This window comes from Nocardia violaceofusca NBRC 14427 (genome assembly GCF_963869435.1).
In the GTDB taxonomy this organism is placed as follows: domain Bacteria; phylum Actinomycetota; class Actinomycetes; order Mycobacteriales; family Mycobacteriaceae; genus Nocardia; species Nocardia aobensis.
Genome location: NZ_CAWMPM010000025.1, coordinates 89,672 through 101,989 on the forward strand (window position 1 = coordinate 89,672; position 12,318 = coordinate 101,989).

Genomic DNA, 12,318 nt, shown 5'->3' on the forward strand with positions numbered 1-12,318 from the left:
GTTCAGGCGGCCGGGGTGATGTGCTCGGCCGACCCGCCGATCACCGCGGCGTCGGGGCCGGCGAGGGTGCGGATGAACGACAGTTGCGCGGCCCGGCCTTCGGCTACGACACGCTCGAACTGTCCGGGAATGAGCCGGGCCCGCGCCGACCGCGCGAGGTTGACCGGTATGCGCAGCACGGGATACCAGGGCAGGGTGCGACTGGGCAGTCCGAGTCGTTTCATCGCGGACGGGCCCAGATACATCATCGCGATCGACAGATGCTGGGATCGGGCGATCCGCCGCCGCAGCCCCTGCAGATGGTCGTAGTGCCAGCCGAGCGGTTCGTCGCGCATCGGGATCGCGAGCTGGCGGGAGGTGTGGTCGGGGTTCGTGATGGCGGTCATCGTGTGGTAGAGAATGCGGACGCTGTCGCGAAAGTCGGTGGGCAGGAAGCGTTCCTCGACACCCATCACCCAGCCGACGTAGCGGGCGAGATGGGCCATGGCATCCGCGTCGCGGGGCGTGATCACGACTCCCATGCCGATGGCTCCGATCATCGGAGCGATCAGCGCGCCGACCAGTGTGGCGGCCATATCGGTCTGGTTGATCGGCAGCCCCCACTCCTCGGCTCGCCAGTCCGGCATCGCGGCCACGTGCCGGCGCACCAGCGAATGAATCAACCGGACGTGCACGGTCGAGCGAAAACCACTGCCCCGCAGTGCCATTCCGCCCGGCGCGGTGACGTCCATCGCCCACTGCGTGGTCTCGGCGAATCGTTTGGCCGGGCCCTTCTCCAGGGCGCCGGTGCGCAGCAGGGTCTTGTTGAAACCGGAGGCCAGGTATCCGCCGAGGAACGACATGTCGCGGGCGACGTAGATCCCGTCGCGACCGCCGAGGCAGGAGACACGTTCGGCATGGCGGATCTTTCGCCGATCGACCCACTCGGGCACCGCTTCGACGTATTCGAAGAATTCGCGCAGCGGCCCGGGGGCTTCCGGTACCGCGGCGATGCCGTCGCGCAGGGCGCGTTCGAACAGCGGCCGGGTGGTGGCCATCCCCTCGCGATACATCCACTCGACGAGCTCGTCCATCGGCCGGTCGCCGACGGTCAGCGCCTCGCCCAGCTCGCGAAATTCCTCCGGACCCGGGGTGCCGAGCCCGAGCATCCGGGCGAGGGTGCCGAGGCCGGGGCCCGGAACGGGGCGCGGTGAGTTCGGGTGCCGGAGCGGAACGGTAGGCGTCACGAGGTCCTCCTCATCGAAGATCTGGCAAGATCCTCTACCAGAAATTCTATTTTGGCAAGGTCCTCTGCCAAAAGTAGGACTCAGTCCCGCCGTGAGTCGTGATCGTGGCGGTGGGCATCGATCGCCGCACTGTGCGGCCCAGTTGGCGAGCGCGACGGCATGCGAAATGAGCGACGATGATGCTGCTGCTTACTGTTCGTAACTTTGGAGGCTGCGGTGGAAATCGCGTACTGGATCGTCGGGGCGCTGCTGGCGGTGTTCTACCTCTACTCGGGCGGAATCAAGATTCTGCGCTCGAAGGATCAGCTCCGGCCGATGATGGGGTGGATCGATACCGTGCCGCTGGGGCTGGTGCGGGGCATCGGTGTGAGCGAGGTGCTCGGCGCGGCCGGGCTGATCCTGCCGCCGCTGACCGGCATCGCCGTGGTTCTCGCGCTTCTGGCCGCCGTCGGATTGGCGCTGGTGCAGATCGGTGCGCTCGTGCTGCATCTGCGCCGCGGCGAGGTGAAGCTGATCGGCCTGAATGTCGTCCTGCTGGTGCTGGCCCTCGTCGCCGCGTGGTTGTCCACCGTGTGGTTGTGAGCGGTACGCCGGCCGCGTCACCGCGACGCTGCGGTCGCGCGACGGTGACCGACACTGACTGGGGATCGCTGGCAATTCGTGCTGAGCGCCTCGAATATGGCTTATAGTCCCAGCTAGATTGCGGGAAATGGTCGGAGTTCCGAACCTGTGGCCACATGCCAGCGAGTCCTTGGCAAATATTCGCTCGGGCGGGCGGAAGGAACGGCGGATGGGCATCGTGATCGGCAGGACCCTGCCATTGGCCGCCGCGATCGCGGTAAGTCCGCTGCCGCTGATCGTCGCGGTGCTGATGCTGGTGTCGGGGCAGGCGCGAGCGAAGAGCAGCGGATATCTGCTCGGGCGGATCTGCGGATTCGCGGTGCTCGTCGCCGCGGTGGCGCTGCTGATCGGCGCGTCCACCGCCGAGCATCTGCATCCCCATCACGCCTCGACCGCGACCTCGATCATCCGGCTCTGCGGCGGGATCGGGCTGCTCGGTGTCGCGGTGTGGTTCGGGTACCAGCGCACACGTGGCGTGGAGAAGCCGCGGAAGCTGTGGGACCGAGTCGACCGCGTGACTCCGGTGGGCGCCTTCGGACTCGGCGTGGCGTTCGTGATCATCGATGTCAGCACGCTCGTGCCCGCCGTCATGGGTGGGCTCGACATCGCGGAGGCGCGGTTTTCGGCGCCCAGAGCGCTGGGCGCCGGTGCGATCTTCCTCGTGATCGCGCTGGCCACCTGCATCGCGCCGGTCGCCGCCTACCTGGTCGCGGGCGATCGGCTCGACCAGCCCCTCGCCGCCACCAAGACCTGGTTGGTCGCCAACGACCGAACCGTGATGATGGTGCTGCTGTTCCTCGTGGGAACGATGCTGATCGGCCGGGCGATCGAAGCCCTGACCTCCGGATAGCACGCGATTCAGTCCTGCATCCCGGGCGGTGACGACCGCCGGTGATGTAGATCACCGCCGCGGGTTGTCATGCGACGGGCCCGGCGGGCGTCTTGTGTGCGTCCACGCAACGAGGGTTCGGCGACTGCGGCGGCTCAGCTCGCCGCCGGTCCGTCTCCTCTGTCCGAAGGAAAGACCATGCGTATCACCATCTTCGGGGCCAACGGTCCCACCGGTCGCCAGCTCACCGCTCAGGCTCTGGCCGCCGGGCATCAGGTCGCGGCGGTGACGCGGCGGCCGGGCGAATTCCCGCTGCGCCATGATCGGCTCGAGGTGATCGGCGCCGATGTCCTCGATCCGGGGGCGGTCGACACCGCGGTGAAGGGGCGGGACGCGGTGCTGTCCGCGCTCGGTGTGCCGCCGAGCAAGGAGCCGATCACCACCTATTCCGACGGTGTGTCGAACATCGTGACGGCGATGCGGCGCCACGGCGTGGGCCGGGTCGTGGTGGTGAGTTCGGCCGGGGTCGATCCGCGCCCCTACAGCGAGGGTGGCTTCCTCTTCAACCGGCTGCTGGTGCCGTATGTGACGCGGGTGGCGGGCAAAACGCTGTACGACGATATGCGGCGGATGGAATCGCTGCTGCGCGACAGTGATCGGGACTGGACCGTGGTGCGCCCGAGTGGCCTCTACGACCGCCCCGACGTCACCGATTACACGATGGTCGAGGGGCATGCCGACGGGATATTCACCGCCCGCAGCGATCTGGCCGCGAGCATGCTGGCCGCCGTCACCGAGGGGCGCTTCGTCCGCGCCGCGGCCGGGGTGATCACCACCGATTCCGGCAATCCCACCCTGCTGCGGTGGATCCGGCAGCAGGCGAGCGCCGGCCACTGAACGCACCCGGGCCAGGTATGGAAATTTCATTCTCGATGTTGGAGAATCTCATTAGCAAGTGAGCGATCGCTCGGCGCGGGTGGTCGGCAATCCGACATCGGGCATCGGTGTGCTCGAGTGGCAATGAACGAGGTGCGTTATGGCTGGGCGGGTAGAGGGCAAGGTCGCCTTCATCACTGGTGCGGCACGCGGCCAAGGGCGAAGTCATGCGGTGCGACTCGCGGAGGAGGGCGCCGACATCATCGCCGTCGACGTCTGCAAACCGGTGAGCGGCACCGATCTGATTCCGTCCTCGACCCCGGCGGATCTGGCGGAGACGGTGGAGCTGGTCAAGGGCCTCGGGCGCCGCATCGTGACCGCCGAGGTAGACGTCCGCGATTTCGACGCGTTGAAGGCTGCCGTGGACAACGGGGTCGAGCAGCTGGGCCGGCTCGACATCATCGTGGCGAACGCCGGGATCGGCAACGGGGGTGCGACCCTGGCCGAAACCAGCGAGCAGGACTGGAACACGATGATCGGCATCAACCTGGAGGGCGTCTGGAAGACCGTGAAAGCCGGTGTGCCGCATCTGATTTCCGGTGGCAACGGTGGCTCGATCATTCTGACCAGTTCGGTCGGCGGACTCAAGGCATATCCGAACACCGGGCATTACGTCGCCGCCAAGCACGGCGTGGTCGGCCTGATGCGGACCTTCGCGGTCGAACTGGGCGCGAATTCGATCCGGGTCAATTCCGTCCACCCGACCAACGTCAACACCCCGATGTTCATGAACGAGGGCACGATGAAGATGTTCCGCCCGGATCTGGAGAATCCGGGCGTCGAGGATTTCGAACCGGTGGCGAAGTTCATGCACGTGCTGCCGGTCGGCTGGGTCGAGCCGGTGGATATCAGCAACGCCGTGCTGTTCCTGGCCTCGGACGAATCGCGCTACATCACCGGCCTGCCGGTGACCGTCGACGCGGGCAGCATGCTCAAGTAGGCGTCCGATCCGCCATGAACTCCGCTAGGCCCCGCCGAAACCGCGGTAGGGGCTCAGTGGGATCACGGTGAATTCGGAGACTCCGGCCGCGGCCATCGGCAGTCGCGCGACGATGGCGTTCGCCTGTTCGGCATCGGCCGCCTCGATGGTGAAGCAGGCGCCGGCGATATCGCCGCGCAGCCAGATCTGGCGGACGACGCCGTCGAGGTAGAGCTTGCGAACATGGTCGGTTTCGGCCGGGAGTACCTCCTCGAAGTCCGCATCGGTGAACGTCTCGGTGCGGCGACGGGAGAGAACCATGAATTGCATTGCGACTCCGGATCTTGTCGAGTTGAGGCGACCATTCTCCCGCGTCGATGTTCGGCGGAGCCCCCACCGGAGGTGAGAGAATGCGACGCATTTTCACTCACCGTTGACCGTGGGTGGTGACCTGCCTACAGTGATCGGAACCGGCTCGGTGCGGCTCGGCCTTCGGATCGAGGTCGCCGCGGGTCGAAACCCGCTGTCGCGCACGGAGGTTCGAATGAACGACGCTCGTCGGTTCGTGGTGATCGGTGGTGGTCTGGCCGGGCTCGCCGCGGCCGTCTGGCTGGCCGAGGCCGGGAAGCGGGTGACACTGCTGGAACGCCGGGCCCGGCTCGGTGGTCGCACCCAGGCGATGACGGTCGCCGAGGTCGGCGATACTCCCGACAACGGCCAGCATGTGATCGCCAGCGGATACCACCACCTCTTCCGGTACCTCGCGAGCGTCGGCACCGAGAAATACGTGGAATTCCCCACCGGAGGCACGCTGCGCTGGCCGGGCGGACGCGCAACGGCGTTGCACACCAGAGGCATCCGGGCGTTCGGCACACTGCTGGGCGCCCATCCGGACGCCGGGCTGGTGGAGCGACTGGCCGCCGCGCGGGCGACGATGCGGCTGGGGCTGCAATGTCTGTTCCAGCCCGCGGATCTGGCCGACATCACCACCGAACAGTGGTTCGAGCGCATCGGTATGCCCGCGAAAGCCCGTGAGGCGCTGTGGGATTGGCTCGCGCTGGGCATCGCCGCCGAACCGGTGCAGCGTGAATGCGCGAAGGTCTTCGCCGATGTGCTGGCCACCGGCATCCGGCTGGGTGTGCGGGATCGGCGCGCGGTCACCATCGGCTATCCGACCGTCGACCTCGATACGCTCTACATCACCGGTGCGGAGGAGGTGTTCGGCCGCCACGGCGTCGAGGTTCGCTATCGCGCGGTGGCGGACCGAATCCGGATCGAGGACGGGGCGGTGACCGGTGTCGATCTGGTGGACGGCAGCACGGTCCCGGCCGATGCCGTGATCTGCGCCGTACCCAATTCCCGGATCCACGGCCTGCTCGACGAGCTACCCGAACACGCCGAGATCTACGCCGCCGCAGACAAATTGGGCGCCACCCCGATCGTCAGCACCAATCTGTATCTGGACCGCCCGCTCGGCACCCGCAGTGCGATGGAGGCGATCATCGGCGGGACCGGGGTGATCGACGAGGTGTTCGACCGCCAGCGCATGCACGGCCGCGAACCGGACGGCACCTGGCTGTACTGCCTGACCACCAGCGGCGCCTACGAGCAGATCCACAAGAGCAGCGACGACATCCTCGACGAGCAGATGGCGCTGCTGCGCCGCTACTACCCCGATGCGGCCGATGCGCGGGTGGTGCACGGTCATGTGGTCAAGATGCCGAAGGCGACCTTCTCCCAGGCCCTGGGCACCGACGGGCTGCGGCCCGATCAGCGCACCTCGGTGCCGACCCTGATGCTGGCGGGGGACTGGACCCGCACCGACTGGTCTGCCACGATGGAAAGCGCTGTTCAGAGCGCCTCGAAGGCAGTGGCGGCGCTGCTGCGACTGCCGCCGCTCTAGCGAGTTCGCGGCCCGCGAAGCGGCTCCAGGAACGCCCTGGCGACCTCGAGGTGGTCGGGGGTCAAACCGGTGTGGCGGTCGACCGGGACGAGCAGGGTGGGTGCGACGGTGTCGGTACGGCGTTCGGCCCAGCCCTGGTCGGCGGGCTGGAATTCGTCGTCGAACCAGCACAGCGGCCGGCGTCCGGCCCAGCGGTCGATGGTCGGAAGCTTTCCGTGGTGGCCCTCGCGATGCCGAATTCCGGTGTCCTCGAAGATGATCACCTCCAGCGGCGGCAATCCGAGGACGGGACCGAGGACCGTATTGGCCTCGTACTCCCACGCGGTCGCCCACACGAGTTCGGCATCGGTGATTTCGGCCAGTTCCCGCAGTCGCGACCCGACCGCGGCATCGAGTAGCACCTGCTGGTCGATGGGCGGTATCGCGGGAATGATGCTGTGCTGCAACACATAAGGCAGATACCCGTGCGGGGGCGGGTGCGTGGGCCGGGGGTAGGGATTGAGGGGGCCGTCGACGTCGAGCAGGATCGCCGCGCGTGATGTTTCGGTCATGACGCCCCCCGTTCGCTCTTACCAGGCTACGACGGCACATCCGGAGGAGTCCGGCACTCCGGCAACGGTTTCGTGTCGACCCGATAACCGGGGCGAACGCACCGAAAAGGACGCCGAAAACCGCCCTGCGACGCGCCGAGCGACACGCGAGCAATCCCGTAAAATTTAAGCCACACCTGCATTGACGACGGCACACGTTCGGTTATCGTTCATCTCACTGTCCGATGCTGCTGCCGGCGCGCCAGGACTGGTCGTCGATCCGGAGCGTTGTAGGCCGGTGTGACGATCGTTGGGCGTTACCGGAGTCCGTCCCGAAAGATCGAGGGAACGTGCCTGCACCCGTCATCCTGACCGGCCGCCACGTGCGGCTGGAACCTTTGGCACCGCACCATGTTCCGGGGCTCGCCGAGGCGGGCGCCGCGGATCGCGATGCGTTCGCGTTCACCCCCGTACCGCACGGCCGAGCCGAGGCCGCGGACTATGTCGCCCAGGCCGCGGCGGCGCACGCGGTCGGTTCGGCACTGGCCTTCGCGGTCGTCGCCACGGCCGACAACGGGGTACTGGGCTCGACGCGCTTCTGCCGTTTCGACTATTGGCAGGGGCCCATGGTGTGGCCGGTCGTGCACGGTATGCCGACCGGAGATCCGCTGCTCGCGGTGCCCGACGCCGCCGAAATCGGCAATACCTGGCTCTGCCCACGAGCGCGCGGCGCCGGTATCAATCTGGAGTCGAAACTGTTGCTGCTCGAGCACGCCTTCGACGTGTGGCGGGTCCGCCGGATCGCGCTGCGCGTCGATGTGCGAAACGTCCGCTCGCGCACGGCGATCGAGCGTCTGGGCGCGACCAGCGACGGCGTCCGCCGGGCACATTCGCGCGGCTTGGACGGTACCGTGCGCAGCACCGCGTTCTATTCCATCCTGGACGAGGAATGGCCGGCGGTGCGCCGCCGCATCGACACGGAGCTGGGCGGACTCCCGCGGCTGCTGAACGCGTGATCGCACCCCCCGAAGCAACCGGATAGCGGATTCCGGATGTCGCGTCGTGTCCCCGGCTCCTATAATTCATGGCACAACGGTCGGACGTCGAGGAGATCGGTCCGAGTCGGGTAACTCGGCGGCCGGCGCAGCTTCGGACCTCGTACCAGCGCGTTCGCAGGAGGGTCGATCGCCCTCCCCTCCAGGAGACCGCATGTCCGACCCGATCACCACGCCCCCGTCCACGCCCGCCGCGCCGCGTTCGCCCGATCGATCACATACGCGGGTATGCCTGACCGATGCCGCCCATACCGGACCGATGGTGAGTCTGTTCCTGGTGCCCGAGCCGCGGGTCCGGGGCGCGTCCATGCTGCATCTGCTCGAACAGGTGCCGGTTCGGGATGCGCCGGCGCCGGATCCCGAGCTGACCGCCGCACTGGAAGCACCGACCCTGCCGGGCGCGGCAATTCGGTTGCTGCCCTGCGTCTCTCGGCATGCCGATGCGTCGGAGCTGCGTCACATCTTCCACGATCACTACATCGCCGACGGGCCGATGGGCCTCGACGTCTGTGATCCGGAGGAGATGGCGCGGCTGGCCGTGCTGCCCGAACATGCGATCGGCCCGCGCCGCATCGACGACTTCGCCGACTACTCGGTGCGGCAGGCGATGCTGGCCGTCTTCCGCTATTTCGGTGTGGACCAACGGATTCCGCTGATGTATCACGGTTATGCCGACCCGGGCGGTCGCTGGCTCGCGGTGCGGACGGCGCTCGCCTGATCCTCAGCCGGCGGTCACGAACCCCTGCCGGATCAGCCAATCGCGCGCGACGGTCGCCGGCTCGGCGCCGTCGACGTCGACCTTCCGGTTCAACTCGGTGATCGTCTCGTTGGTGAGCAGTGCGGAGATCGGCGCCATGACCTGCGCCACCTGTGGATGCGCGTCGGCGAAGGATTTCCGCATCACCAGTGCCGCATTGTATTTGGGGAAGAAGTTCAGATCGTCGGTGAGCTGCACCAGATTCAGCGCCTTGGTGCGGCCGTCGGTCGCGGTGACATCGCCGAATTGACAGGTGCCGTTCGCGGTGGCCGAATACACCAGCGAATCCTGCATGATCTGCTTGTGCACCTTGCCGAGGTCGATACCGTATTTGCGAGCCAGGCCCGGAAATCCGTCCTGGCGGACGCTGAATTCGGTACCGAGGCAGGTCGGACCCGTACTCGGGTCGGTGTTCACCAGACGGGCATAGTCGGAAATCGTCGTGGTGCCGGTGCGTGCGGCGGCGGCCGCATTGGTCACCATCGTGTAGGTGTTGTTCATCGGCGCCGGATCGGCCCAGACCGTGCCGTGTTGTGCGAGATCCGCATCGCGCACCGCCTCGAATTGCCGCGTGGAGTCGGGAATCGGTGTCTCGTTACCCAGATAGTTGATCCATCCGGTTCCGGTGTAGTCGTACGCGATATCGACCTGTCCGTGCAGTTGCGCATCGCGCAGGCTGTTCGATCCGGTGATATTGGTGAGATCACGGACCTGAGCCCCGGCGGCGGTGAGCGCGAATTCGATGAGATAGCCGAGGATGTTCTGTTCGGTGAAATCCTTGGAGCCCACGGTGATCTGCACGCCGTCGAGCGCGGGAATCGGCTCGATACTGCCCGGCCCGACCGGCAGCGGAACGGCGCCGCCGGCTTCGAGACCGCAGGCGGCGACCACGGCGACCAGCAGGGTCGCCGCCGCGGTGGCCGCACGTCGCGCCGCGCCGCCCGGCCGCCGCGTCATCGCAGCCCCCGCGGTCCGAGAAATTGCTCGGCCAGCGCGCCCAGCCAGTCGACGAGCAGGGCGAGTGCGACCGCGAGAATTGCTCCCACCCAGAGGGTTACGTTGTCGCGCAGTTTGTAGCCGGTGTCGATCAGAATCCCCAGACCGCCGGCGCTGACCAGGAACGACAGCGTGGCCGTGCCGACCGCCAGCACCAGGGAGGTGCGCAGGCCGGCCAGGATATAGGGCACCGCGAGCGGGAATTCGATGCGGCGCAGCACCGTCATCGCCGACATGCCCTGCCCTCGGCCGGCATCGACGAGAGCGGGATCGACCTGCTGATATCCCAGAATCGTATTGCGCAGCACGGGGAGTAGCGCATAGAACGCGATCGGAGCGACCCCCACCCAGAAGCCGGTCTTCTCGGTCCACAGATAGGTGAGCACGATCAGACCGATCGCCGGTGCCGCCGCACCGATATTGGCGACACCGACGAACAGCGGAGTGAGACGCCGGTAGCGCGGCCGAGTCAGCAAGGTGCCCAACGGAACCGAGACCGCGACGACGATCAGCACCACGGTCGCGGTGATCGCCACGTGCTGGCGGACCACGGTGCCGATGGTGGTGGGATTGATACTGGCCCGCTGCGTCGCGGTGAGGGTGCGGTCGAAGGCCCACACCAGTACGCCGGCCGCCAGGGCCACGGCCAGCACCGGCTGGATGAACAACCGGATCCGGTCGGCGCGCCGCTCGTATCGGCCGGCCGGGCTCATGGCCGGTCACCCGAATCGGCTGTGGCCGAACGATGTTCGGCGCGGGTGCGGGACAGGTGTGCGACCAGGGTGTCGATCGCGACCAGCCCGGTGTATTCGCCCCGTGGCCCGGTCACGACGGCGTTGGCGGTACTTTCGGCGAGCAGTGTCTCGAGCGCCGCCTGCAGCGTCGAATCCGCCGTCACCGTGCCGGTCACCGGGACGCCGGCGTCGTGTAACGACTGTGCCTGCGCCAGTTGATGTTCGGATACCCACCGCAGTGGCCGGCGGTCGGAGTCCAGGACCAGACCCCATTTCCAGTCCTGCGAGGCCAGCGCCGCGCGCAGTGTGTCGACCGGATCGTCCTGCGCGGCGGTGGCGCAGCTGCCCAGTTCCACATCGGCGACCCGTACCAGCGTCAGCTGTTTGAGGGCGGCGTCGGCGCCGACGAATCCGGCTACCGTCTCGTCGGCGGGGCCGGCGAGGATCGCGGCGGGGGTGTCGTACTGGAGGACGCGGGAACTGTTGCCGAGCACCGCGATTCGGTCCCCGAGCTTGACGGCCTCGTTGAAATCGTGGGTGACGAACACGATCGTCTTGTGCAGTTCGGTCTGCAGCCGCAGCAGTTCGTCCTGCAGCAGCCCGCGGGTGATGGGGTCGACCGCGCCGAACGGCTCGTCCATCAGCAGCACCGGCGGATCGGCTGCCAGCGCGCGGGCGACACCGACCCGCTGCTGCTGCCCGCCGGAGAGCTGGCGCGGATACCGGCCGCGGAAGGTCTCGGGGTCGAGGCCCACGAGATTCAGCATCTCGTCGACGCGGGCGCGCACCCGGGCGCGGTCCCAGCCGAGCAGACCCGGCACCGTGGCGATGTTGCGGGCCACCGTCATATGCGGAAACAGGCCCGCCTGCTGAATCGAATAACCGATCTGCCGCCGCAGCCGGTCCGGGTTCACCGCGGTCACGTCACGTCCGGCGATGGTGATGGTGCCCGAGGTCGGCTCGATCAGGCGGTTGATCATCCGCATCGTGGTCGTCTTACCGCAGCCCGAGGGGCCGACGAACACCACGATCTCACCCGCCGGAATCGTCAGCGAAATCCGGTCCACCGCCGGATCACGTTGGCCCGGATAGTGTTTGGTCACCGCGTCGAGCACGATCTCCGCGGGCTCGTGGTCGGTGCGGTCGGCGGTCGCGGTATCAGTCACGGATTCCCCTCGGGGTGGTGAGCCGGCCGACGCCCACGAGAACGGCATCGAGCAGCAACGCCAGCACGATGATCAGCACCGTGCCGGACAGCGCCTGCGGGACGGCGGTCGGACTGCCCAGCCGGGCCAGGCCGGTGAAGATCAGATTGCCCAGCCCCGGACCCTTCGCATAGGCCGCCATCGCCAGAATGCCCATACTCATCTGGGTACTGATCCGCATTCCGGCCAGAATCGACGGCCAGGCCAGCGGCATTTCGATCCGGGCCAGGATGCGGGCGCGGTTCATGCCGACCCCGCGCGCGGCATCCGAGACGGCCGGATCGACCGATGCCAGCCCGAGGATGGTGTTGCGCAGAATCGGCAGCAGCGCGTACAGCACCAGCGCGGTGACCGTCGGCCGCACGCCGAGGCCCAGCACGGGGATGAGCAGTCCCAGCAGCGCGAACGACGGCACGGTGAGGATGATGCTCGCCGCCGCGGTGGCCGCCGCCGAACCCCACGGGCTGCGATACACGACAATGCCCAGGCACACCGCCACCGCGGTCGCGATCAGCACGGACTGCGCGACGGCCGAGACGTGCAGATAGGAATCGGTGAGCAGTTGTCTGCGATGGTCCACCAGAAAGGTCCACAGAGTATCCAGGGC

Annotated in this window: 14 protein-coding genes; 7 read left to right on the plus strand and 7 right to left on the minus strand. The window is 67.5% G+C overall.

Going from position 1 to position 12,318, the window contains the following annotated elements:
- Positions 1-2: 2 nt before the first annotated feature.
- Positions 3-1,226, minus strand: coding sequence for an oxygenase MpaB family protein (locus tag AC5592_RS20995; RefSeq protein ID WP_063065200.1), 1,224 nt, complete (start codon positions 1,224-1,226; stop codon positions 3-5).
- A 216-nt stretch (positions 1,227-1,442) separates the two neighbouring features.
- Between AC5592_RS20995 and AC5592_RS21000 the strand changes: the two genes are divergently transcribed.
- The 4 genes from AC5592_RS21000 to AC5592_RS21015 all read left to right on the plus strand — a co-directional run bounded on the left by AC5592_RS21000 (position 1,443) and on the right by AC5592_RS21015 (position 4,552).
- A complete protein-coding gene (locus AC5592_RS21000; protein ID WP_036504918.1) occupies positions 1,443-1,808 on the plus strand; it encodes a DoxX family protein in 366 nt (121 codons plus the stop codon).
- Positions 1,809-2,016: 208 nt separating this feature from the next.
- A complete protein-coding gene (locus AC5592_RS21005; protein ID WP_063065201.1) occupies positions 2,017-2,697 on the plus strand; it encodes a GAP family protein in 681 nt (226 codons plus the stop codon).
- Positions 2,698-2,874: 177 nt separating this feature from the next.
- On the plus strand, positions 2,875-3,573 hold the full coding sequence (locus AC5592_RS21010; protein ID WP_063065202.1) for an NAD(P)-dependent oxidoreductase: 699 nt from the start codon (positions 2,875-2,877) through the stop codon (positions 3,571-3,573).
- A gap of 139 nt (positions 3,574-3,712) precedes the next feature.
- A complete protein-coding gene (locus tag AC5592_RS21015; RefSeq protein ID WP_036504911.1) occupies positions 3,713-4,552 on the plus strand; it encodes a mycofactocin-coupled SDR family oxidoreductase in 840 nt (279 codons plus the stop codon).
- 24 nt (positions 4,553-4,576) lie between these two features.
- On the opposite strand, the gene AC5592_RS21020 is transcribed toward AC5592_RS21015, so the two are convergent.
- Positions 4,577-4,861: a YciI family protein gene (locus AC5592_RS21020; protein ID WP_036504909.1), complete on the minus strand. Its 285-nt coding sequence runs from the start codon at positions 4,859-4,861 to the stop codon at positions 4,577-4,579.
- Positions 4,862-5,075: 214 nt separating this feature from the next.
- On the opposite strand from AC5592_RS21020, the gene hpnE reads away from it, so the two are divergent.
- The gene (hpnE, locus tag AC5592_RS21025; protein ID WP_036504974.1) at positions 5,076-6,434 is read left to right on the plus strand and encodes a hydroxysqualene dehydroxylase HpnE; all 1,359 of its coding nucleotides are present in this window, start codon (positions 5,076-5,078) and stop codon (positions 6,432-6,434) included.
- On the opposite strand, the gene AC5592_RS21030 is transcribed toward hpnE, so the two are convergent.
- Positions 6,431-6,985 carry an HAD domain-containing protein gene (locus tag AC5592_RS21030; RefSeq protein WP_063065203.1) on the minus strand — a complete coding sequence of 185 codons (555 nt, stop codon included), beginning with the start codon at positions 6,983-6,985 and terminating at the stop codon, positions 6,431-6,433. The two genes, hpnE and AC5592_RS21030, sit on opposite strands and share 4 nt — an antisense overlap.
- A gap of 329 nt (positions 6,986-7,314) precedes the next feature.
- Between AC5592_RS21030 and AC5592_RS21035 the strand changes: the two genes are divergently transcribed.
- Positions 7,315-7,980, plus strand: coding sequence for a GNAT family N-acetyltransferase (locus tag AC5592_RS21035; RefSeq protein WP_063065204.1), 666 nt, complete (start codon positions 7,315-7,317; stop codon positions 7,978-7,980).
- Positions 7,981-8,173: 193 nt separating this feature from the next.
- Positions 8,174-8,737 carry a hypothetical protein gene (locus AC5592_RS21040; RefSeq protein WP_232329475.1) on the plus strand — a complete coding sequence of 188 codons (564 nt, stop codon included), beginning with the start codon at positions 8,174-8,176 and terminating at the stop codon, positions 8,735-8,737.
- Positions 8,738-8,740: 3 nt separating this feature from the next.
- Here the strand turns inward: AC5592_RS21040 and AC5592_RS21045 are convergent, their stop codons facing one another.
- The 4 genes from AC5592_RS21045 to AC5592_RS21060 are packed head-to-tail and all read right to left on the minus strand — an operon-like array spanning position 8,741 to position 12,315.
- Entirely contained in the window at positions 8,741-9,733 is a 993-nt protein-coding gene (locus tag AC5592_RS21045; RefSeq protein ID WP_063065205.1) for a glycine betaine ABC transporter substrate-binding protein, read from the minus strand.
- Positions 9,730-10,485, minus strand: a complete 756-nt coding sequence (locus AC5592_RS21050; RefSeq protein WP_063065206.1) for an ABC transporter permease — start codon at positions 10,483-10,485, stop codon at positions 9,730-9,732. Before AC5592_RS21050 ends, AC5592_RS21045 begins: the two co-directional genes overlap by 4 nt.
- Entirely contained in the window at positions 10,482-11,672 is a 1,191-nt protein-coding gene (locus tag AC5592_RS21055) for an ABC transporter ATP-binding protein (protein ID WP_063065207.1), read from the minus strand. Before AC5592_RS21055 ends, AC5592_RS21050 begins: the two co-directional genes overlap by 4 nt.
- Positions 11,665-12,315, minus strand: coding sequence for an ABC transporter permease (locus tag AC5592_RS21060; protein WP_084506966.1), 651 nt, complete (start codon positions 12,313-12,315; stop codon positions 11,665-11,667). The genes AC5592_RS21055 and AC5592_RS21060 overlap by 8 nt, the downstream gene beginning before the upstream one ends.
- Positions 12,316-12,318: the final 3 nt, after the last annotated feature.